Origin of the sequence: Photorhabdus sp. RM322S (assembly GCF_042879395.1) — a bacterium.
Lineage (GTDB): Bacteria > Pseudomonadota > Gammaproteobacteria > Enterobacterales > Enterobacteriaceae > Photorhabdus > Photorhabdus khanii.
Window position 1 is genome coordinate 37,658 of sequence record NZ_JBHFKW010000012.1, and the last position, 23,835, is coordinate 61,492.

A 23,835-nucleotide genomic window follows, 5' to 3' on the forward strand; every position below is an offset into this window, starting at 1 on the left:
AACATGGAATATGTGGTTTTAGTCGATGAGAATGATAACAGAGTCGGATGCATTAATAAGATAGATGCTCATTTAGACGGTGATTATCTTCACCGTGCCTTTTCCTGCTTTATTATTAATTCAAAAAATGAGGTATACATTCAGCAGAGGGCACAGTCTAAATTACTCTGGCCTGGATATTGGTCTAACTCATATTGCAGTCACCCGAGACCGGATGAAGAAATTTCTCATGCCGTGATGAGACGTGCGGAAGAAGAAATCGGTATTGTAATAAATGAAGAACCAAAATTTTTATATAAGTTCCAATATAAAGAAAAATATAAAGATGTAGGATATGAACATGAATTATGTCATGTCTTTGTTGTTTTTACTGATACACCACCAACGGAGAACCCAGAAGAAGTATCAGAAGGATTTTTTATTAATATTAAAGATGTTCAAGAATATATTAATAATAATGAAGAGTTTTGTACACCTTGGTTCAAGAAAGAGTGGGCAGATATATTACAGAACCACTTTGATAATATGTGCTGATTAGCATGTATAAAGCATTTAATCAAGAGTATACTATAAGTCTGCATGATACGAAATATCCTCTATTTTGATAGGTTTTCATGAAAGTATACCTTGTTTTCTAACTGTGGAATAAAACTAGGTTCTGGAATAATGAATACTACTTGGCATGAAAAAAAGACAATTTATAATGATCTTAGTCAATTGCATGGAGTTTATGTTATATTGATGGAAGAATATTTATCAACATTTTGTACAAACTTTGGTGGAATGTATTCAACACCACCGCTTGCTGTTGTCTGTGTGAAAAATACAGCTTCAATAATAGATATAATTCACTATTGTAATATAAATGAGATACCAATAAATATACGCGGTGTTGGACATTCTTTTGGTACACAATCGCTTTCAAAGGGAATTGTATTAGTAGTATCAGTCGAAAATCCGGTATTTGAACAAATAGATGAGTATAAGTTTAAAGTTTCAGCTTTTGAAACATGGTTGTCTGTTGAGTATTTTTTAAGAAAAAATGGCTTATCATTTCCTATCTTGACTAGGCATCCTGATACAACTGTTGGAGGAACACTTTCTGTTGGTGGATATGGAGAAGATTCATATCTATATGGAAGTCAAGCATCATGTATTCAATCGTATACGCTAATAACACCTGATGGAAAAAGGCATAGATGTTCAGAAGATTCAAACTCCGAACTTTATAATTTTGGACTCGCATCATTAGGAATACTTGGTATTATTGAAGATGTGACTTTTGAAGCAATTCCATTAAGAATAGAGAACATACTTTATATAATAGAGTTTGATGGAGTTCTTCATTTACTGAGTTTTCTGATATTTATATCTGAATATTCCAATCTGGATATTGAAGCTGTCACATGTCAATTATACCGAGGCAGATACTATGTTAATATGGTTCTCAGCAATAATTCTGATCAGATAAATATTATTAATAAGGTATTAGAATGTCAAGTGACAGGGTGTATTGGCTACAAATACCATTCAGTAAGCGATTATAGAGGAAGAACATTTGGTGCCTATAGGCATGATCTCTGGAATAGAGATCATGTCAATCTTTGGGGAGATTATTGTGTTGATCAGAATAATATTATGGCTTTTGCTAATTTTCTATTAAATAAAGTAATTAACAATGACGTTTTTATAAGGAATAAAGGTAGGCTTCTTATAATTTTAAAGAAAAGTCCTAATTTAAGTAAGTTCTTTCCTTTCGAGCCCATATCAAAAAAAATGAGTGGAATTGTATTCGGGGTTGGGGTGTACTTTACGTTTCCTAGAAACGAAAACAAAGAATATGAAAAATTAAAGTTATTGCATGGCCAAATATTAGAAGAGTGTATTTTAAATGAAGGTCGGCCTTATCTTGCGGGATGGCATGAAATGAAATATGAAGATAAAATAAAAACATATGGAGATGATTATATGAAAATTTTAGAACTCAAGAAACATCTTGATCCTAAAGGAATCGTAAATAATTATGATTTTTTCATGGAGCATTAGTGATATAGTATATTAATGCCATGTAGATATTCTGATTTTATCAGTATAGAAATGAACTAAGTTAATAAGATAAATTATCTGCATTCTTGTTATAATGGGTAATATGATAACCTGACTTTCCGCCCGTTTTTATGAAATCGAAGATAGTCCTTTCTGAGCCTGAACGAATCACGTTGCAACAACTTGCTTTGAATCACCAACACCGGGCCGTCCGTACATGAGGGACGGGTTTGCTCGTGCTTGCCAGAGGCCCTATAAACGAACCCACCTGTCGCTTAAAAAAACGCAACGAAACGGAATTTGCTAAAAAATCCGCCTTGCTGAATAAAATTAAGGCCGGAGCACGGTTAGGCCACTACAGTCTGGTCTATTTTGATGAAGCCGGTTTTGCCGCGTCTCCTTCGGTGCAATATGGGTGGAGTCCACGGGGTAAGTCACATGAGACTGAACCTCGGAACCATGACAGACGTTCAGTCATGGGGGCGTTAAATTACACGGACAACGGGCTGTTTTACCAGATGTCGTCAGAGAGTATCACACGGGCTGATGTGATTGATTTTTTAGAACAGGTGGCAAAACAGGGGGACAACCGCCTGACATTTTTAGTGTTGGATAATGCGCGTATCCACCATGGGATCGAGGAAAAAAACAAAGACCGCTGGTTACGGGAGCACAACATGCTTTTACTTTATCTTCCTGCCTACAGCCTGGAACTGAATCTGATTGAAATCGTCTAGAAACAGGCCAAATACCACTGGCGACGTTTTATGACTTGGACTAAAGATACAATGGAGTATGAGCTAAAGACTTTATTGGAAGGTTACAGCGACCAATTTGCAATTAATTTCTCTTGAGTATTTATCATTCATACAACAAGAAACTTTATTTTCTAGTTGATAATCGTGTGTGTTGTTCAATTAGATAAAATTTGTAACATATATCTATTAATACGATTAGATAGTGAAACCTACCTGGATAATATATTAAAACTCAATCAGGTGAAGGTTGTGAATTTATATGAGATTTTGAGTTTATATTAACAATTTACTGTGGAGATATTACTTAAATGAAGAAAATATTGATCATTTGCATGAGAACTTGGGGGAGAGTGGGAAATTATGAAGCAGCAAAAAAAATTGAATCAGAACTAGCCAGTAAAGAAGTTTTTTCTACAGAATTAATCTGTTTTGATGAATTAGTACCTGTGTTCAGCAAGTTTGGATTAAGGATGCAAGAGATTGCTGCAAGTTACTATGACCCTAACATTAAATTGAAGCTATATGATGAGTTGATAGATGATATTGATTTGTGGATTAGTAATTTCAATAATGAGCAGGTATTAAATGAATCATTATCGAGTGTTATTGAAAATGATTTTCCATCGTTAATTATATCGACAAAAGGTGTTATTGCACAAATAGTCCATGCATTCAAAAAAAAATTCGACTTTGATTTCAAAACCGTGAACTTCATAACTAATCCTGGTCTGTTAGATATTAAAATACATCAACATTTTAGTAGTGATTTGACGATTAGAACTACAAATTATTACCCAAATTTTGATGTGGTCGAAAAATTTCATAGACTAGAGACTGTTACATTATTTAAGCCAGTTTCAAACTATCAAATCGATCAGCAGGACATTCCTTCTATTTTAATTCTCTGCAATGGATGTGAAGAAGGTTACTTTGATGTATTAAAAACTTCTTTCGAACATCCATCGAAACCTAAAATATTCATGGTTATTGTTTCGAACAAGAAATTGTATGATGAATGCATAGATTTAAATAGGAAGTATGCAGATAGAGCATGCATTTATAATACATTAGCTAATAAGGATTATCTAAAGTTGGCACTAGAGGCTTCAACAAACAACAGATCATTTCTATACTCCAAATCTGGTCCAAACACAGTATTGGAATCAATTAGATTCAATTTACCAGTTCTAGTACATTTCTCTGGGTTACCAATGGAAAGATGGATAATGGAGTTGACAAACAAAAGAAAATTTGGTTTTTGCTTTGAAAATCAATCTAATGGGTCTAGCTTAATAAAAAGATGGTTGGATAATCCTGAGATTGTAACTAACTTTAAGCGTAACATAGAATCAAGTAAAATTGATGATATAGATATTACACTTAAAGATTTACCTGATATAATTTATGATGTCATGATTATGAAGGAAGTATTGAATGTTCAAAATTGAAAAAGCTCCTATAACAACAGTATTTATAGTATGTGTGACAATTGTTTATTCCACATTTGTTTCATATTCATTAACAGATAGCTTTATCGGTAAAATAAGTATTATAGATCTAGATAAATATGGAGGGTTAACACCAAATAGATTATATGAATTTGAGTATTGGCGACTTCTGGTTTCTCAGTTCATACATGTTAAACAATTGCATATGGTTTACAATGTGCTATCACTTTCCATACTGGGAATTTTATTAGAAAAACATCTTGGATCTAAATTTTTATTAGTTTTATGGTTTACTTCTGGTGCTTTAGGAACGCTTTATAGCACTAACTTTGTTAGTTACCCTTGGAATATTGGTACAGGAGCATCACAAGCTGTTCTGGGCGTATCTTCCTTTGCATTGCTGTTGGTTTTTGTCAAAGAGCATACCTCTAGTATATTAAAGTTTGCTGTTGTTTTTTCCATGCTGCCGGCAATGGCTTTAGATTTTATTTATGCTCATTACCCTAAGCCAGGTCATGTTCTTTCTATTTGTATTGGGCTTGCAATGAGTTTGTTTTTTTATAGGAAAAATAAATCTTATTTTGATAATGTTGCTATTTGAAAATAATAATTATCCACGAATAAATTAATAATGTGAGAATATTCTATGAAACCTTCTGTGATGAAAATTAAAGGAATAGATTACAGTATAATTTCTATGTTAATGTGGTTCTGTTTAACCATATAAAAAGAAAAGGATCTTCTGTGCGTGATATCGTTTTTTTTCTTGAAGAATATCCAGTCTTAACACAAACTTTTGTACATCAACAGATTATCAGTTTGAAGAAAGAAGGATTTAATGTAAGAGTTGTATCTGTTTCTAAATCTAGTGATACAATCTGTGCCAATGATTCTATGATTCCCTATGTTTGTCTAGAAGATATAAAAAAAATCCATCCTATATATGCAATATTTAAGTTTATTTATTTTTCTATAATCTCTGGTTATTTCTTTTCTCGAATTAGTTTATTTAAACGAAATTGTTACCGTAAGCGCTTGTTCTTTAAATTTCTATCCAATCCGTCACAAATAAAACCTAATGATATCGTTATAAGCCATTTTGGTATGGCTAGTATCATGGCGGCACAATTGAAAAAATATGGATATATTAAGAATGCACTATATAGTGTATTACATGCATATGAAATTACTAAAGAAAAGAGTCTTAGTGATCTGGGAAGTCATTACGAAATTTTATTTGAGCAAGCAAATAAAATTTTTTCAGTTTGTAAACATATGCGCAATAGAATCATCAATCTAGGATGTAATCCTACCAATGTTGAGGTGTTACATCTGGGGGTCGATATTGATGCTCTTTCATGTTTATATCCAAATAAATCTAATAAAGAAAAAATGAAGATAATTTTTGTCGGCCGTTTGACAGAAAAAAAAGGATTACCTGATTTATTGTTATCTCTAGCACGAATAAGCAGTGAAGTGTCATTTACTTTAGACATTGTTGGCGATGGGGAGCTTGATGACTATTGTTATGAATTAATATTAAAACTTAATTTGAATGAACATATAAAAATGCATGGTTTTCAACCCCATCACATAGTCTTAGATTTTATGAAAGGCGCAGATGTTTTAATACTTCCATCCAAAACATCTAACTCTGGTGACATGGAAGGTATACCAGTGGTATTAATGGAGGCAATGGCTATGAAAAAGATAGTTTTGTCTACTTACCATAGTGGGATTACCGAGTTAATTGAAAATAATGTCAATGGATTTCTTGTCAATGAAGGAGATATTGTAGCTTTATCAGAAAAAATATCATATATAGACGAGTTGAGCAAAGAGGATAAAGATATTATGAGGACGAATGCACATCAAAAAATAATGAATGACTTCAATATTAACATTCAAAGTAAACATTTAGCCAATATAATACTTAATGATGGATTTTCTGAAGGTGAATACAGGTGAAATATGACATTATTTTTATATCTTATGATGAACCATGTGCCGAATCTAATTGGAATCATTTGAAAAATAGATTTCCTGATGCAAAAAGAATTCATGGTGTTAATGGTATTTTGAAAGCTCATAAAGTTGCTTCTGATTCTGTAACGGCTAAATGGTTCTTTGTTGTGGACGGAGACAATAAAATTAGAGATGAATTTAATTTTGAGTTACCAGTGGAACCTTTATGCTCAACCGCGACTTATGTATGGAGAAGTGTTAACTCAGTTAATCGCTTATGCTATGGGAATGGAGGTGTGAAATTATTTAATAAAAGGTTGTTTCAGGATGTTAGACATTTTTCTGGAGATATGACCATATCTCTTAGCCCTGATTATCGAGTAGTCAATATTGTTGCTTCAGATACAGTCATTAACACAAGCAGTTTCCATTCTTGGAGAGCTGCTTTTCGAGAATGTATAAAACTCAGTATACCAAGGAAAAATCCTAAAGAAGATATTATCCGTAAAGAAAGATTAACAGCATGGAGTTTAATTGATACTCAGATAGAATTTGGTGATTGGATATCAAAAGGAGCTAATGATGCTGCTAATTTTTATGAGGAAAACATTGAAAATATGGAATTCTTGTTATCAACCATTAATGACTTTAAATGGTTAAGAGATACGTTTAATTTAAAATACATTCAGAAAGATAGTGCATGATGACTTCATTATAGTTAAATTTATTAGGAGGTAATGGATGTTACGGCAAATAGCAATTCTTATTCCTACTTATAAACGTAGTTCATCATTATTACGTTTATTGAAATCCATTGAAAAATTAGAGGCATCAAATAACTATACTGCCATTGTGGCAGATAACGACTCTTCTCAGCAAGAGTCTTTTAACATGATCAATGAAATCAAAGATGATTTTAATTTCCATATTGATGTCATTCTTGTTGAAGATAAAAATATCTCATTAGTTAGAAATATGCTGTTAACTTTGGCCTTTGAAACATATAAGTGCGATGCAGTTGCTATGATTGATGATGATGAGATTGTTAGTCCTCGGTGGTTAGATGCACTTATTGAATGCCAGATACAGACAAATGCTGATGTGATACAAGGTAACACTTATCCTATTTTTTTGGGTAAAAAAAGAAAATGGATGGAAAAAGTTTCATTTTATTACCGAGACTTATTAGTATCAGATCCTAAAGATATAAATGTCAGCACTTGTAATGTATTTATTGTACGCCGAGTATATGAATCGATGAAGGAGCAGCTGTTTGACTTGAGTTTTGGTGTTACAGGAGGAGAGGATACGGATTTTTTCCATAGAGCAAAGCAAATTGGGATCAGCTGTTTCTATTGCCGTGATGCACTGACCTATGAATTCTACGACCAAAATCGTGCAAATATTTTTTGGGTATTAAAAAGAAGTTTTAGAGTAGGAAGAACAAATTATAGGATATTTAATAATAATGACCTGAGTAAGGTATGGATTACTGCTCTCATTATCCCATTTACTATTGTGAGGCTTGGCTTTTTCTTTTGGCATCCAAATCTGTACATACATTATTTAATAAAGATCTTTCGCCAATTTGGAGTCGTAGTTGAAGGTGTTCATTGTAATTTGAATAACTGATAATTATTTTAAATGAGTAGTTCACATGAGTAGAGTTTCTGTACTAATCCCCCATTATAATCAGCCTATACTTATTGTTAGTGTTATTGAGTCTATAATGAGAACTTGTTTGAGTGATGTGCAGATTTTAGTTGCTGATGATCATTCATCAGAAGACAACTATATACAGCTCCAACATGTTTTAGAATATTTAGCAAGTAAAACTAATTTAAATATCAGGTTGTTTAGGAGTGATGTTAATGTCGGGACTTATCGATTGAAAAATGATATCATCAATAGAATTGATACTGAATTTATAACCTTTCATGATGCAGATGACTATTCTGTACCAATGAGACTAGATTGCCTATATAATCTGATGAACAAAAATAGTCATATTGATATATTAGGTTCTTCATATATAGATTTCTACCAAAATTTTCATACGGTTAACTCATTTCGCATTAAGAAATTTTATAGAATCCCTTATATTGCACATCAACTTGGTAAGAAGTATCTGAGTTTTCAACCTTCTCAGTTAATTAGATTTAGTATATTTCGTACCCTTGGTGGTTTTGATGGTACAACTAGAATTGCTGCTGATGATGATTTTTTACTTAGGGCTATTCACTGTGTAAAGGTCAGGAATATTAACCGTCCCCTTTATGTAAAGGTAGAAAGAGAAAGTTCTCTTACCACATCGTCTGTTACTGGATTCCAATCAGAAACTAGATTAAATTATATTAAGAAGCTAGATCAATTACGAAATACAATAAAGAGTAACTTACCATTGTCAGAGTATTTGAACAAACCCAACGATGTTCGATTTCACCTGAATGAAATCGAGTTTAAATAGTTTAAATAGTTTAAATGTTTTGATGTGAAATATGCTGTAGTTTCTAGTGAATGATTTTTATATTTTTCGTGACAGATACTTTAAGTGAGGTAGTATGGGCGATATTAAAGAATGCTTAAAAGAAATTGTAGAAAAAATAAAGAGAGAAGAAAAAATCTTAGCTATTCTTGGATATGGATCATATTTTACAGGCAAGTATAAAAATGGAAGTAGTGATATTGACTTGCTTATTATACATGGAAGTGAAATTGATTTATTTAGAAAGAAGATAATCTATCGTGACGTAGAGTTTGAACTTCGGTATATGGCAGAAAAATCTTTAGTAAAACTTTTATCTCATAAGCATGGACCAACAATCAAGCATATGTTGGATTCAGAGATTATTTTTGATAATAAAAATATAGCAAGAAAATTGAAACTAAAAACCTATTCTATAGTTGAATCGCCTATTGTAGAAACATTTTCTATAGAAAATAGGAGGAAAAGTGCATTGCTAGTTGAAAACCTATACCGGAAGGTACATCAAGTGAAAGATGACCTCGGATTTTTCGAATTTGCATGTTCTAAGTTTTTGCTCAATATTGCAGATTCTTATATCAGACTTCATCGTCATTGGGGACTGCAAGGTTTTCGCAAAATGATTAGCCAGCTCAAAGATATTGATGAAAATTTTGCTGAGCATTTCTCACTGGCAATGAGCCCTAATCATATAGAAACAAGAATTGAGGAAATAGATTTTCTTTATAGAGAGGTTATTATGCTTCTTGGTGGTGAAATAAATTCTGATGAAAATTTTGTGAGTCAGGGCATTATGAACATACTGAATGTGATTGAGAACTAGTCGTTATATTGCAATTATATTTACTTTAAAAATAGGAAGATTCGACTAATAAGTGCAATTTTTCAGAAGGGCAGTCAGTTGCTATAGTAGGCATCTTTCTCGCCAAACTCAAAGCAGTATTACCATGAGTTACCAGCAACTGACCGAGGGGCAAAGATACCAGATTTCAACGCTACTTGCAGAAGGTTATTAGCAATCAGCGATAGCTAAGAGAGTAAATGTTCTCCGTTCAACCGTCTGCTGAGAGTTGAAGCGAAACACTGACAGAGACGGCTACAAGCCAGATAAAGCACACAGGCAAAGTGACCAACGTCGGACCAATGCCTTCAAATATCGTATCTCAAGGGATAACGTTTGGTTTGTTGAAATGGTTTTGGGTTGGGACTGGAGCCCTGAACAAGTCAGTGCAATTGCTAAGCGAATGAATTTACCTGTCGGTCCTGAGTGGATCTATCAACATATAGCTCGTGACATGAGGTAATCGCAGAAGTACTGGATGCAATGGCGTATTTTGCCCCCCTATTCATCTTGGGAGCGAGGGCTGAATGAAAATTTCAATGGGCTGCTCAGGCAATATATACCGAAAGGAACCGATTTACTCACTGTGAGCAATGAATATGTTGAGCAAGCACAAACACGAATAAACCTCTGGCCAAGAAAGTGCTTGGGTTTAGGCAGCCTAAAGTAGTCTTTGATGAATTACGCTAGGCTACATAGGCGAGTGTTACATTTGATAGTTGAATTCGCGGTTATTTCATTTTTGTAACTTATATTAATATTATCTAGGAATTTAGCATGAAAATGGATGTGGCATTGAAGGACAACTTTGCAACAGGTTATATAAAATCCTTATTACTATACTCTTTACTATTAAGTGTCATTAGCTCTTTTGCTGCATTTTTCATGCAGTATCTGATTGACGCGGTTATACCATCAGGTGACTTGCGTTTTTTGTTTATCTTTATGATATCTTATTTATTATATGAATCATTCAATATGATACTAACTTATTTGACTGCTCGCTTTAGAGCATCGCTGGAAAAATATTTGGACTATTATTATTTAGATAAATATTTACTTGCTTTGATTACTACAAGATTATCTATATTGAATGATTATAATAAAGGTGGATTGATTCAAAGGATTTATGATGCTCAAAATATTAAAAAGTATTATTTGACTCTGCTAATAGATATTGTTGTTAAGCTTATTACAATTTTAATATTATCAATCATAGTATTATATGTTAGTCCTCTAGTTGTCATCTTTTTGATCTTAGGAATGATTATGCTGGTAATTGTCTATTTTTTATCTGCCAAGAAAATGGTTATTTTAGAAGAGCAGCGTTTTAAAATAAAATCAAATTTTCTTTCAATTATGGATGATATTATTGGAGGAAGGGAAACGATACGAGGCAATAATTATCGAAACAGGATTCTGGATAGATGTGTTGACAGGATGAGTGATTTTTTGAATAGAGAGAAAAATGTTGCATTACTCGTTGCTGGTGTGAAAAGCAAAACTCTAACAGTTAACACAATCATTGGTACTGTTATTAGATGTGTCATGGTTATTAGCATTATTAGATATAGTAGTTTTTCACTAGGTGTTATGTTGACGTTAATTTCTTTTACAGAAATATCTCTAAAACATACAATGCAGATTTTAGTTTCTTTTATGGAGTTGAAAAGATCAAGCATTACTCTTGAAAGATATAAAGAATTCATGGGGAATAATGTTGTAGATGAGAGTTTATTGAGTACTGAATTAGATGATAATATTGTTAGTGTAGATGAAATTACAGTGAGGAACCTTCATATTGGTACTAACGGAAATATTGTCTGTAAAATTCCGGATCTTACCTTTCAAAGTAATAAGATATATAAAATAATAGGACCGAATGGTATTGGTAAGACAACTTTATGTAAGACTTTGATTGGTTTGATTCCACCTGTAAATGGGACTGTGAATTTTTATGTTTCTGATAAAATTATTAAGCCTAAAATTCATATAAATCAATGCGCTGCATACTTCCCACAAGATATACTCTTTACTGCAAGTATTATTGAAAATATTACATTAGGAAGAGAAGTTGATAGGAATAAAGTTGAGAGTATGCTTAAAAAGTTAAACTTATGGCAGCCAATAGATAGTTTGCCTGAAAAACTAGATACCGTTATTAGTGACAAGGTTAATCCTTTTTCTGAAGGACAAAGACAAGTATTACTCTTTTTACGAGGCTATCTGTCAGATAAATCAGTACTGATATTTGATGAAATATTTAGAGGAATTGATAATAAAAATGCTAAAGTCGTAAGTGAATTAATTTCAGAAAAAGAAGGTTGTATTATATTCTATGTTGCTCATGATTTTACTATCGATTGTGAAAATCATGAAATGTTAGAACTGAAAAGTGAAAAGAACTATGATTTCTTCAAACTAGAGGCTTTTAATGAATAAATTAAACTCTAATAGTGAAGTGAAGTCAGAACTGCATAAAGAATATAAATTAATTATAAGTATAACAATTCTTTTGCTGATTATATGTTTTGCTTTATCTTTTGTTGTGACTATTAAGAGGAGAGTTGTTTTAGAAAATGCTTTTATTAAAACCGCACCAGAACCTGTATTATTTTATGCAGAAAAGGATATAGACATTAAAAATTATAATGTTCGTGATGGTGATGTAGTTAAAAAAAGAGATTCTATTTATAATGCGATTAATCCAGATTTAGAGGAGGCTGAATCTATTTTATTACAAAATATAAAACGGGATAATACAAAAATCAATGCAATGGAAAAGTATATAGATAATGTCTATGAACGGATGAAGATTGAAAAAAATTATGAAGATTTTAAATTTAATAAAAATGAAAGTGAGTTAAAAAACATAGACTCTATTTTGAAAGAACATAGAGATGACTATGATTTTTTTAGTCAAAGCTACAGAGAACAGATGAATTTTGTAGATAAAGTGTTAAATCATAATAATAATTATTTATCCACGAAAGATATTATCAAATATAAAATGGAATTGTTCTCATCACGTAGTGGCTTGATTAATCTTGAATCTGATATATTAAACTTAGAGAAAAGAAAGTACAGTTTAGATGATGAGCAGAATAGATACATAATTGGAGTAACCAAATATAAAGAGTTAGATATGGAACTTAACCAGTTAAGAGGTGAACTCTCTGTTCTTGTCTCAGAATTGGATGTAAAAAGCACAAGGATGGAGAATATAAAGAATGGTAAGTTGAGAATAGAAGGAATTGCAAAAGCTGATGGTAAGATTGAGTTTAATAATATTAATGGCATCAGACCTAAGCAGGTAAAAAAAGGAGAGTTAGTTTTCACTATATATCCTGATGGTAATCACTTTATAGCAAAAGGAGTCGTTAGTGAAAAACATATTAGAAAAATTAAAATTGGACAGAGCGTAGAATTAAAAATGGATGCTTATGATTATCTCAAGTATGGGGCAATAAAAGGGAAGGTTGAGGCTATATTTGGCGTGAAAAATGGTACGGCTGAAATTGTGATTAATATTGTTGATAAAAGGGATTTTGATTTGGAGTTTGGTAATTCAATCAAGGCGTTTATCATCTTGGATGAAGTTAATCTGTATGAATATATATATGAAATAGTATTTCCATATGTTGCTTAATGGTCTTATTACTTAATGTGGTATTGTTGAAAAAGTTATTTTTTACAGGTGTTTTAGTGTCAGTATGAATATGAATAAATCTTGGGTTCGCCTAATAAATGCAATTTCTAATACTACAGCCGTAGGCTTCATTGTGGCATGATAGACTAGACATTTTTTCCTGAAAATACGGGTAGGTGTTCAATGCACTCACCTACCAACGTTTGATTTGTTACCGGCATTGGCAAGTTTACTGGACTGGCAACAGCGCCAATGTCTGGATAATGAGCTGCCCATTTATTACACTGTTCCTACCGGCAGCCGGATAGCAATCAATTATTTTAGTGATAAGCCACCGGTATTATCAGTGCGGATGCAGGAAATGTATGGAGAGCAGCAAAGTCCATGGTTGGCAAAAGGGCGGATAGCATTGGTGCTTGAATTATTATCGCCGGCCCAGCGTCCATTGCAGATCACGCAAGATTTGGCTGCTTTTTGGCAGGGGGCATATCGGGAAGTGCAAAAAGAGATGAAAGGGCGCTACCCAAAACATCTATGGCCGGATGATCCGGCAAATACGGCACCAACCCGGCGGGTAAAAAATATTCGTAATAGAATTTAACAACTTTCTTGTAGGCGAATAAATTCATTAAAAAAGATATGAATACCCATTATTCAGCGTTTGAATGGCTTTGGAGAATTTTGGAATGTCTGGTGAAGATCATCAACCAATCGGACGTAAAAGCAAGAAACCGGTATCCCGCCGTAAACCGCCATCGAAAAGACGGCATTTGTTGGATGATTATGATGATGGTTACGAAGATGACGACTACGATGATGAAGAGGATCAACCCATGACAAAGAGAGGCAAGTATTCCTATCCACCTAAGAAAAAGTGGCGTTGGTTCTGGTTATTATTCAAGATATTTATTGTCTTTGCTGTGTTGCTGGGGGGGTATGGTGTTTATCTAGATGGCAAAATCCGTGACCGCATTGACGGAAAAGTCTGGGATCTGCCTGCGGCAGTTTATGGCCGGATGGTCAACCTTGAACCGGGCATGAACTACAGTAAAAAAGAGATGGTACATCTGCTGGAAGGAATGCAGTATCGCCAGGTGACGAAAATTACCCGTCCTGGGGAGTTTTCTGTCAGAGGCGAAACCATTGAGATGCTGCGCCGTCCATTTGATTTTCCTGACAGTAAAGAAGGGCAGATCCACGCTCTGTTGACTTTCAGTGATAACCGTTTGGCAGGGATAGAAAATATAGAAAACCAACGTCAATTTGGTTTCTTCCGTCTTGATCCTAAACTCATTACCATGTTGCAGTCACCCAATGGTGAGCAGCGGTTGTTTGTGCCGCGCTCTGGTTTTCCTGATTTACTGGTCAATACCTTGCTGGCGACAGAAGACCGTCATTTCTATCAACATGATGGTATCCGCATCCTTTCTATCGGGCGTGCGTTTCTGGCTAACTTGACGGCGGGGCGCACTGTTCAGGGAGGAAGTACCCTGACGCAACAATTGGTCAGAAACTTGTTTCTGACCAATGAACGTACCTTGGTGCGTAAAGCGAATGAAGCTTACATGGCGGTTTTGATGGATTACCGCTACAGCAAAGATCGTATTCTCGAATTGTATCTGAACGAAGTTTATCTGGGGCGAAGTGGTGGTGAACAGATCCGGGGGTTCCCGCTGGCGAGTCTTTATTATTTTGGCCGTCCGGTGGATGAATTGAGTTTGGATCAGCAGGCGTTGCTGGTCGGCATGGTGAAAGGTGCTTCACTCTATAACCCGTGGCGTAATCCGAAACTGGCTCTTGAGCGCCGTAATGTGGTGCTTAAACTTTTACAAAATCAGCAAATTATTGATGAGGACCTTTATAAACTACTGAGCGCCCGCCCACTTGGGGTAAAACCGAAAAGTGGTGTCATCACGCCACAACCTGCGTTTATGCAACTGGTTCGTCAAGAGTTGCAGGACAAACTGGGCGATAAAGTTAATGATTTATCTGGTGTGAAAATCTTTACGACTCTTGATCCGGTATCCCAGGATGCAGCTGAAAACGCAGTGGAAGAGGGAATTGCTAGCCTGAGAAAAACCCGTAAAATCGCCGATCTTGAAGGGGCAATGGTGGTTGTCGATCGCATTAGTGGTGAAATCAGGGCGATGGTTAGTGGTTCTCAACCGCAGTATGCCGGATTTAACCGGGCCATGATGGCGCGCCGCCCGATTGGTTCTTTAGCAAAACCCTCTACTTATCTGGCTGCACTGAGTGAACCTGATCAGTATCGATTGAATACTTGGCTGGCGGATGAACCCCTTTCCGTGAAACAGCCGAACAGTAAGGTTTGGGAGCCGAGAAACTATGACCGCCGCTTCCGTGGACGTGTCATGTTGGTGGATGGGCTAGCTAGTTCACTGAATATTCCGACGGTGAATCTTGGATTGGCTGTTGGCCTTGATCATGTAAGCAACACACTGATCCGGCTTGGTGTTCCGGCAGACGTTATCCAGCAGGTTCCGGCTATGTTACTGGGTTCTCTCAGCTTGACACCGCTGGAAGTGGCTCAGGAATATCAGACGATGACCAGTGGCGGCAATCGCGCAACGCTTTCTGCGTTACGTTCTGTCATTACAGAAGAGGGGACGGTGATATATCAGAGTTACCCGCAGGCTGAACGGGCTGTTCCTGCTCAGGCGGCTTACCTGACACTGTATGGTATGCAGCAGGTTGTGGCGAATGGGACTTCGCGTTCTCTGGCGGGTAAGTTTGGTCGTTATAATCTGGCAGGTAAAACCGGTACAACCAATGATCTGCGTGATAGCTGGTTTGCCGGGGTAGATGGCAAAGAAGTGGTGATTTCATGGGTTGGCCGGGATAACAACGATCCGACTAATCTGACTGGTGCCACTGGTGCGCTAAATGTGTATCGCCGTTATTTGGAAAATCAGACACCGCTGGTGCTGAACAACATTCCGCCAGAAGGCATTGTCGATATGGTGGTTAATCAGGACGGCAGCTTTAATTGTAGTGGTGGCAGTGGCTGGAGAACATTACCGGTTTGGACTTATGATCCACAGAGTCTGTGCCAGCAAACAGCGGTGTCAGCACCTGTTCAGCAACAAGAACAAGCGCCGGGCTGGTTGCGGGAGATGTTTGGTCAATAAATGAATATTTGATCAGATGAATGACAAAGCGCTGATCTTTAGGTCAGCGCTTTGATTTTCTGAGTATTGTTTTTCGGCTGCAAAGCCACCGTTCACCGTTTTTTTCATCAGCTTCCCAAACATACCGCGTCATTACCTTTTCAGCTTTACACCATTATCGCAGTAGTAATGCTCATATATGTTTCATATTTGCATGAAAAATGTTGCAAAATATGGGTTTTTACGCCCATCTGAGACGAAAAAATCAGTAACTTTCGGAATATTCCTATATGTTTTTTAAGTAAAATCTGATGAATTATTGATCATGCATATTAAGTAATAGAGTGGTAAGAATATGATGATTCCAGTCAGATCCTTTCTTCATGCGGTTAGTCAATGGAGAAATGAATAGTGGCAATAGGGTATTTCCTGCTCGTAGGTGACAAAACAACCTGTGGTGGCCAGATTATTACTGGTGACCACACCATGACATTTGATGGACGGGCAACCGCTCGTGAAGGGGATAAGGTTACCTGTGGTAAACATTCTGGTACTTACATGATTGTCGGTGGTATATCAGATATGTTTGACATGGGGCAACGGCTGGCCGGCACACTGGATAGTGTCAGCACCTGTCCCTGTAAGGCTCGGTTTATCAATTCCATTATGGATTGCTATGAGAAAGAATCTCAGCCGGTCAATCAGGCAGTGGCTCCGGCTAATATGGCTGTGCAGAATCTCTCATCGCCTGCGGGGAAAACAGCAGGTGTTCAGTCCGGGCCGCCGCTTGTCCCGAAAGCACCGCCGCCAATACCGGTGTTTACGAAATCTTGCTTGCGGGGCAAAGGTTGTACTGATGCTGGAACCGAAGCTGAACCCGCAGATAACTTCGGCAGAATGGCGATATATCAGGTTCCGTCATCTCCTGTTCCCGTAACGCCGCAAAAACCAGAACCGCCTCCACAGGGCAAGCAACACCCACCTGAACCGGATAAACCGCAGGATAAAAAATTACCGTGGTATAAACGGTGGTTTAGCCGTGGCAAAGATAAAGCCGAAGCAGCCGCTACCGCTGTGGCCGCAACTGCCCGCAGCGCAGTAGCGGAAGGGGAAGAGCTGGTGATGCGTTACATTGGTGGAGGTGCTACCAGTGCCGGGCGCTGGCTGGCGGCACCCAATCCGGTAACGGTTGGGTTAATGGGGCTGTTTTATTCACCGGAGTTGAATCAGGGCGAGGAGGATTACTTAAATCAGTATCAACTCAGGCAAATAGCCGAACAGTTCGGTAAGGCTCCGACTCGTGTACGTTTCCGCTGGATCAGAGATGAAAAAAGCGGCAGGATGACTATTCAGGGGTATCACGTCAGCCTGGAAAGTGGGTTGGATAAAGTGCCGGTTCATATGATGAAGCTGAATCGGACCACGGGTAATTATGAGTTTTGGGAGCCGGGAGAGCACAGGCCGACGATTTTATGGACGCCGAACGAACAAGAGTTTAAAGTTCCGGCCCATACCGGGAATGAAGAACAGCCGTTTATTCCGTCACAAATAACCGTGTTGCCGATCCCGGATAAAGTGGGCAGTGATATTGAATCGCTACCGATGCCGGAAGAGAAGGATTTCCGCGATTATATTTTGGTATTTCCAGCCGATTCTGGCATGAAACCGATTTACGTGATGTTCAACACCCCCCGAAATCAACCGGGGACGGTAACCGGCCAAGGGCAAAAAGTCGAAGGCAACTGGCTAAGTCGCGCAGGACAAGATATGGGAGCCCCAATTCCCAGTCAGATAGCGGATAAGTTGCGTGGGAGGACATTTAATAACTTTGATGATTTCAGAAAGGCATTTTGGAAAGAGGTTGGAAACGATCCTGAGTTAGCAAAGGATCTTTCTGATGTAAATAAAAAAAGAATTAAAGAGCTTGGATATGCGCCGTTTGCCATTCCGATTGAACAAGTAGGTGGAAAGAAAAAATTCGATATCCACCATGTAAAACCAATTAAAGATGGTGGGGCTGTCTATGATCTCGATAATTTACGGGTAGTCACCCCAAAAAAACACATTGAACTCCATTCTAATTAGAGAGGGGATGTAAGATGGAACTGAAAAACAAACTGGAAGATTATACTGAAGCTGAATTCTTATCCCTATTGAATAAAATATGGGCTGTGGATGTTTCAGAGGAAGAACATGATAATTTAATAGATCATTTTGAAAAACTTTCAGAACACCCGAACGGAAATGGACTAATTTTTTATCCAGAAAATGGAGTTGAAGATAGTCCAGAAGGTGTGCTTAAAGTGATAAAAGAATGGCGAGCGAAAAATGGCAAGCCGGGTTTTAAAAAGTAGCCGTAATTAAGTAAATGATGAAAAGGATTCTTACAATCCTTTTCATCATAGGCAGGTTAATACCTTTCAGGACGATGAAGCTGAATCGGACCACGGGTAATTATGAGTTCTGGGAACCGGGAGAGAACAGGCCAACGATTTTATGGACGCCGAACGAACAGGAATTCAAAGTTCCGGCCCATAACGGGAATGAAGAACAGCCGTTTATTCCGTCACAAATAACCGTGTTGCCGATCCCGGATAAAGTGGGCAGTGATATTGAATCGCTACCGATGCCGGAAGAGAAGGATTTCCGCGATTATATTTTGGTACTCCCCATTCCGAATATGCCGCCGGTGTATGTGTATTTGAGTAAACCGCCGGTGAAATTGTTTGAAGTGGATTTGTACAGCAATTTTGCGGGCAGACCAAGGAATGGAACACATGCTGATCATATGCCTTCGGCTGCTGCGGTTAAAAAACATTTGAAGAGATTAAATTCCAAATTAACAGACGCCCAATTGAATCAGCTATCTAAAGATGTTGCCGCAATCATCATTCCAGCTGAGATTCATCAGAAGCTCAGTGCTACCTATGGAGGCCGGAATTCTCCAACTCAAATAGAACAGGATGGAAAGGACTTGAAGGCAGCTGTAAATCGTGATTTTAATACAATAAAATCAGAGCTGAAAAACTATGGTGTAACAGAAGAACAGCTTGAAAAAGCTAGAGAAAAGATGCATGAGATTAATCAGAAACAAGGGTTATACGAATAATGGCGATTAACATTGAAGCGTTAATTAATAGTTTAGGGAGAGACTATAAAAATATTTTTGATGAAGGGCTAATTCCTTATAAAACGAAGCCAAGTGGTTTTCCTGGTGATGAAGTGATATGTCTGGATATGATAAGAGAAGGGGTTTTTTTGTCTTTTTATAGGAAAGATAGAAAATTAAAGGAGATTACATTAACCTTAATTAATAATAATAAGCCTAATTACTTATTCCCCGGTGAGTTGCCATCACCATTAATCCTTAAAATGTCACGTAAGTGGATTCATGAGCATTTTGGGGAGCCTGAGAAATCTCACCCTCCCGAGATGATTATGAAGCGCCAGTTTGGTTGGACAGAATTATATACATTACTTGATTTTCATATTCCCACAAGTATGCAAATTTCTTATGATCTAACTGAATTGGTTGAATCTTTAACTTTTTTACCCACATCAGAAGTACGTTGGTAGTCAATAATAAATATGGGAGATTTTTTAAGAGCCAATTCGTTTGCGAGCAGCTTGGAAATCCAAATCGCAGATGAATTGCTTTCACCAAGAACAGGGGTTATATAAGTAATGGTGGTTAATGTTGAAGTGTTAATAAATAGTCTAAGAAAATCTTATTAGGAGATTTTTTATTGAAGAGCAATCTCTTAATTATTTTTCTTGGATAAAGGGTGTTAATTACGACTATTTAATCTATTTACGACAAAGTTTACTCCAGATTGAAAACGTTAATAAAATCATTTCATTTTGGAAAATGTATTTTATGATTAAACGACTCATGTTCTTATTTTTCTTTTTTCCCAAAATGGATATAAGCATTAACAGAGTCTTTTCATTTTTCACTGATAGTTTTATAATAAGCCGGTTTTAAACTGTTTTAAAAGTCATGGTGTTAATCCTTGGTTTTAATCGGTATAAAGTTTTAACCATTTTTTTAACTATGGTTTTTACCACTTTTAACGTCTGCTTTTTATCAAGTTTAATCATCATGGCATATCGTGGTTTTACGTTTAATGAACGTTAATCATACCCGATTTTATTTTTACTGACGTTGTTTTACCGGAAATCTTTGGCAGTTTTAATAAATTACCACCCTTTATTTTATCTTGATAAATCAGTAAGTAACCTGATAAGATTAAAGATATCTTTACGGATAATCAGCTTTTTTAGGGCTTAAATCCTGCCAGATTACCCGTTTTATCCATTTTTTTATTGCGTTATTTTCAGGGTTTCCTTCATAAAATAATGGCGAGAAAGTATTTAAATACCAGTCTGTTCGGATAATATTTCTGTATTCGCATTTTTAAATGGTTATGGCAGTAAAATAAGCAGAGTATAGAATCGCTGATAAGAAACCCCACGCTAATCACTGGTGATTGAGCGTGGGGAGTAAATCACACAAGTCTATCGTAAATCAAATATCTTCAATGATTATGGTATACCAACAAGTTTGATTCACGACTCTACATTTACAATGCTTGTTGCTTCAGGAACCTCAATTAATTTTCCTGACTTCACATCATAGATGTACCCATATATAGCAATATTTTCGGGCACAAGGGGGTGAGTACGAATACGGTGAATATCTTCAACTAAACTATTAACTTGATTATCAATAGTAAGCCATTTGATATATTTTCCCTCGGATGAACCTGTACCGTTGCCGATATCTTTAAATCCCTCATCCGTCATGATGACACTTTCCAGGCTGTTTTCCAGTAGATCGCCCATGATATTGTCTGTAAAAAGCTCCATCCCACAATGAGTATGATGAATGACAAACCACTCTTTTGTTCCAAAAAGTTTGTAAGAAATGATAAGTGAACGAATGGCATCATCACTGGCTCTTCCGCCTGCGTTACGAATAATATGAGCGTCACCTTCCGATAAACCTGCAAATTTTGCTGGGTCCAGCCTGGCATCCATACAAGTCAATATGGCAAATCGTCTGACAGCCGGTAAACCAAGATTTTTTTTATCATCACCAAAAGTTGTTGCATATGCAATATTAGCATCACTTATTTCTTTGATAACGTTGCTCATCCTCTCTCCTTCATATTTTCTGGTTTAGTAAATTATGATGTAAAACAAAAAGATAGAAATAAAACTCAACTTCTTGATAAAGCCAGAATATCTATTTAATAAATGAATATGAGTCTGAAAACACGGAATACATAAATAAAATTTATGAAAAATATATACTTGTATCCTTTGTGCTGGTCAAGTGAAACAGGGTGTTTTTTTGAAGGGCAACGGATTTATAACTTACCGTTAAATCGATAGCTCTTTATAGCATCATGTTTGATCTATATCTTGAGATATACCCACACTTGTAATATGCTTTGATATATACCAATCAGTATTAGGAGGTTGTATGGGGCATATAGCTAAATTGTTTATGAATGGGAGGAGTCAAGCGGTACGTCTGCCAGCGGCTTATCGATTTGATTCTGATGAAGTTTTTATCCGAAAGGATCCTGAGACAGGAGATGTAATACTGTCCCGTAAGCCACACAATTGGGATGGATTTTTTGCGGCATTGAAGGGAACAACTATTCCTGACGATTTTCTGAGTGAAGGAGAACGGTGTCAGCAAGAGCAATCTCGTGATCCGTTTGAGGGATGGGAAGAATGAAGCATTATATGCTTGATACAAACGTAGTAGGGCATTTTATCAGAGGGCACCATTCAGTCGTGCAGCATGTTCTATCTGTGCCAATGTCGTCACTTTGTATTTCAGCTATTACAGAAGGTGAATTATTGTTCGGATTGGCGCGTCGTCCAGAAGCAAAGCAACTCCGTATGGCAGTAAGAGAGTTTCTCATGCGGATTGATGTCTTACCTTGGGATAATTCTGTTGCTGAACACTATGGTATGATCAAGGCTGAGATGCAAAGACAGGGTAAGATATTAGCACCACTTGATTTACTTATTGCAACGCACTCGCTAAATATGAAGATGATATTGGTTACAAATGATCGTGCTTTTCAATATGTACCGGGATTGCATATCGAAGATTGGACTGTTTAAATTGAAGTTACCTGATGTTATGAGCGCCGTAAAAATACGGCGCTGTTATTTGAAGCAAAAAAATTATTTTAATTTGGCAAAGCAGCGGGCGGCAGCATTAACAGTACGTTGAATATCTTCATCAGTATGAGCGATAGACATAAAACCCGCTTCAAATGCAGAAGGAGCTAAATAAACCCCTTCATCAAGCATCAGATGGAAGAAACGTTTAAAGCGTTCAATATCGCAATTCATCACATCTTGATAACAGGATACTTTCTCCGCATCAGTAAAGAAAATACCAAACATCCCGCCAACATGGTTAACCACCAGCGGAATGCCAGCCGCTTTTGCTGCTTTCGTCAGGCCAGCAGCCAAGTTATCTGTCAGTTCAGTCAGGCGCTGATGTACACCGGGCTGAGAAACTTCTTTCAAACAAGCAAGACCCGCAGCCATGGCAATTGGATTGCCGGATAAGGTTCCAGCCTGATAAACCGGGCCGGTTGGTGCTAATTTTGCCATCACTTCATGACGTCCACCGAAAGCACCAACGGGCATACCACCACCAATGATTTTGCCAAGGCAAGTCAGGTCAGGCTCTACATTGTAATAAGATTGCGCACCGGATAAGGCGACGCGGAAACCTGTCATCACTTCATCGATAATCAATAAAGCACCGAATTCATCACACAGCGCGCGTAAGCCGGGTAAAAATTCAGGTAGCGGTGGCACGCAGTTCATATTACCGGCAACAGGTTCGACAATAATACAGGCTATCTCTTCAGGATATTTTTCAAACGCTTCCCGAACCGAGTTCAAATCGTTATAGGTACAGATCAGAGTATGTTTGACGAAATCAACCGGAACCCCCGGAGAGTTTGGTTGGCCGATAGTCAGCGCGCCAGAACCGGCTTTGACCAGCAGGCAATCAGCGTGGCCGTGATAACAACCTTCGAATTTGATGATCTTATCGCGGTTGGTATAGCCACGAGCCAGACGGATAGCACTCATGGTCGCCTCTGTGCCTGAGTTGACCATGCGCACCATATCCATTGATGGCACCAGTTCAGTCACTAATTGAGCCATTTCTACTTCAGCGGCAGTGGGTGCACCAAAACTTAACCCTTGTTCGGCGGCTTTGATGACTGCATTACGGATAGCGCTGTGGTTATGCCCCAATACCATGGGACCCCAGGAGCCGACGTAATCAATATAGGCTTTACCATCAACATCATAGAGATAGGCACCGTCAGCGTGTTTGATAAACCGAGGCGTACCGCCAACGCCGTTAAATGCCCGTACCGGAGAATTGACGCCGCCGGGAATAAGCTGTTTGGCCTGAGAATAGAGGATTTCTGATTGGCTCATTAAAAGGCTCCTGAATGTAACTTT

The 23,835-nt window shown here is 37.1% G+C and carries 21 protein-coding genes and 2 pseudogenes; 21 read left to right on the top strand and 2 right to left on the bottom strand.

The genetic code is table 11. The features are described from left to right. Positions 1-3: 3 nt before the first annotated feature. From idi to ACGF63_RS09360, 19 genes and pseudogenes are all read left to right on the top strand, one after another. Entirely contained in the window at positions 4-534 is a 531-nt protein-coding gene (idi, locus tag ACGF63_RS09270; RefSeq protein WP_387630302.1) for an isopentenyl-diphosphate Delta-isomerase, read from the top strand. 132 nt (positions 535-666) lie between these two features. Further along, the gene (locus ACGF63_RS09275) at positions 667-2,046 is read left to right on the top strand and encodes an FAD-dependent oxidoreductase (RefSeq protein WP_387630304.1); all 1,380 of its coding nucleotides are present in this window, start codon (positions 667-669) and stop codon (positions 2,044-2,046) included. 236 nt (positions 2,047-2,282) lie between these two features. Next, positions 2,283-2,783: a transposase gene (locus tag ACGF63_RS09280; RefSeq protein ID WP_387630307.1), complete on the top strand. Its 501-nt coding sequence runs from the start codon at positions 2,283-2,285 to the stop codon at positions 2,781-2,783. Positions 2,784-3,112: 329 nt separating this feature from the next. After that, the gene (locus tag ACGF63_RS09285) at positions 3,113-4,252 is read left to right on the top strand and encodes a hypothetical protein (RefSeq protein ID WP_387630310.1); all 1,140 of its coding nucleotides are present in this window, start codon (positions 3,113-3,115) and stop codon (positions 4,250-4,252) included. Continuing rightward, positions 4,239-4,853, top strand: a complete 615-nt coding sequence (locus tag ACGF63_RS09290; protein WP_387630312.1) for a rhomboid family intramembrane serine protease — start codon at positions 4,239-4,241, stop codon at positions 4,851-4,853. The genes ACGF63_RS09285 and ACGF63_RS09290 overlap by 14 nt, the downstream gene beginning before the upstream one ends. Before the next feature lie 143 nt (positions 4,854-4,996). Continuing rightward, positions 4,997-6,220 (top strand): glycosyltransferase, encoded by a 1,224-nt coding sequence (locus ACGF63_RS09295; RefSeq protein WP_387630315.1) that lies wholly within the window; start codon positions 4,997-4,999, stop codon positions 6,218-6,220. After that, the gene (locus tag ACGF63_RS09300; RefSeq protein WP_387630317.1) at positions 6,217-6,921 is read left to right on the top strand and encodes a hypothetical protein; all 705 of its coding nucleotides are present in this window, start codon (positions 6,217-6,219) and stop codon (positions 6,919-6,921) included. Before ACGF63_RS09295 ends, ACGF63_RS09300 begins: the two co-directional genes overlap by 4 nt. 37 nt (positions 6,922-6,958) lie before the next feature. Next, positions 6,959-7,849 carry a glycosyltransferase family 2 protein gene (locus ACGF63_RS09305; protein WP_387630319.1) on the top strand — a complete coding sequence of 297 codons (891 nt, stop codon included), beginning with the start codon at positions 6,959-6,961 and terminating at the stop codon, positions 7,847-7,849. 25 nt (positions 7,850-7,874) lie between these two features. Further along, positions 7,875-8,684, top strand: a complete 810-nt coding sequence (locus tag ACGF63_RS09310) for a glycosyltransferase family 2 protein (protein WP_387630322.1) — start codon at positions 7,875-7,877, stop codon at positions 8,682-8,684. 94 nt (positions 8,685-8,778) lie between these two features. After that, positions 8,779-9,525, top strand: a complete 747-nt coding sequence (locus ACGF63_RS09315; protein ID WP_387630325.1) for a nucleotidyltransferase domain-containing protein — start codon at positions 8,779-8,781, stop codon at positions 9,523-9,525. A 124-nt stretch (positions 9,526-9,649) separates the two neighbouring features. Then, positions 9,650-10,233 (top strand): annotated as a pseudogene (locus tag ACGF63_RS09320) (IS30 family transposase). Positions 10,234-10,320: 87 nt separating this feature from the next. Next, positions 10,321-11,985 carry an ATP-binding cassette domain-containing protein gene (locus tag ACGF63_RS09325; protein WP_387630328.1) on the top strand — a complete coding sequence of 555 codons (1,665 nt, stop codon included), beginning with the start codon at positions 10,321-10,323 and terminating at the stop codon, positions 11,983-11,985. After that, positions 11,978-13,192 carry an HlyD family efflux transporter periplasmic adaptor subunit gene (locus ACGF63_RS09330; protein WP_387630330.1) on the top strand — a complete coding sequence of 405 codons (1,215 nt, stop codon included), beginning with the start codon at positions 11,978-11,980 and terminating at the stop codon, positions 13,190-13,192. Before ACGF63_RS09325 ends, ACGF63_RS09330 begins: the two co-directional genes overlap by 8 nt. Positions 13,193-13,385: 193 nt before the next feature. After that, positions 13,386-13,793, top strand: a pseudogene (locus tag ACGF63_RS09335) (ATP-dependent helicase C-terminal domain-containing protein); the annotation flags it as partial. 85 nt (positions 13,794-13,878) lie between these two features. Continuing rightward, positions 13,879-16,341 (top strand): bifunctional glycosyl transferase/transpeptidase, encoded by a 2,463-nt coding sequence (gene mrcB / locus ACGF63_RS09340; RefSeq protein ID WP_036849746.1) that lies wholly within the window; start codon positions 13,879-13,881, stop codon positions 16,339-16,341. A gap of 390 nt (positions 16,342-16,731) precedes the next feature. Further along, on the top strand, positions 16,732-18,405 hold the full coding sequence (locus ACGF63_RS09345) for an S-type pyocin domain-containing protein (protein ID WP_387630334.1): 1,674 nt from the start codon (positions 16,732-16,734) through the stop codon (positions 18,403-18,405). Between the two features lie 14 nt (positions 18,406-18,419). After that, positions 18,420-18,674: a bacteriocin immunity protein gene (locus ACGF63_RS09350; RefSeq protein WP_036849748.1), complete on the top strand. Its 255-nt coding sequence runs from the start codon at positions 18,420-18,422 to the stop codon at positions 18,672-18,674. 17 nt (positions 18,675-18,691) lie between these two features. Then, entirely contained in the window at positions 18,692-19,429 is a 738-nt protein-coding gene (locus ACGF63_RS09355; protein WP_387630391.1) for an S-type pyocin domain-containing protein, read from the top strand. Beyond that, positions 19,429-19,896: a DUF6392 family protein gene (locus tag ACGF63_RS09360; RefSeq protein WP_387630337.1), complete on the top strand. Its 468-nt coding sequence runs from the start codon at positions 19,429-19,431 to the stop codon at positions 19,894-19,896. The genes ACGF63_RS09355 and ACGF63_RS09360 overlap by 1 nt, the downstream gene beginning before the upstream one ends. Positions 19,897-20,889: 993 nt before the next feature. Here ACGF63_RS09360 and ACGF63_RS09365 read toward each other — a convergent pair. Continuing rightward, a complete protein-coding gene (locus ACGF63_RS09365) occupies positions 20,890-21,477 on the bottom strand; it encodes a carbonic anhydrase (protein WP_152963096.1) in 588 nt (195 codons plus the stop codon). A gap of 331 nt (positions 21,478-21,808) precedes the next feature. On the opposite strand from ACGF63_RS09365, the gene ACGF63_RS09370 reads away from it, so the two are divergent. Both ACGF63_RS09370 and ACGF63_RS09375 read left to right on the top strand, forming a co-directional pair. After that, positions 21,809-22,069, top strand: coding sequence for an antitoxin (locus tag ACGF63_RS09370; RefSeq protein ID WP_036849752.1), 261 nt, complete (start codon positions 21,809-21,811; stop codon positions 22,067-22,069). Beyond that, positions 22,066-22,464 (top strand): type II toxin-antitoxin system VapC family toxin, encoded by a 399-nt coding sequence (locus tag ACGF63_RS09375; protein ID WP_036849753.1) that lies wholly within the window; start codon positions 22,066-22,068, stop codon positions 22,462-22,464. Before ACGF63_RS09370 ends, ACGF63_RS09375 begins: the two co-directional genes overlap by 4 nt. A gap of 63 nt (positions 22,465-22,527) precedes the next feature. Here the strand turns inward: ACGF63_RS09375 and hemL are convergent, their stop codons facing one another. Beyond that, positions 22,528-23,811 (bottom strand): glutamate-1-semialdehyde 2,1-aminomutase, encoded by a 1,284-nt coding sequence (hemL, locus tag ACGF63_RS09380; protein WP_387630341.1) that lies wholly within the window; start codon positions 23,809-23,811, stop codon positions 22,528-22,530. Positions 23,812-23,835 lie beyond the last annotated feature (24 nt).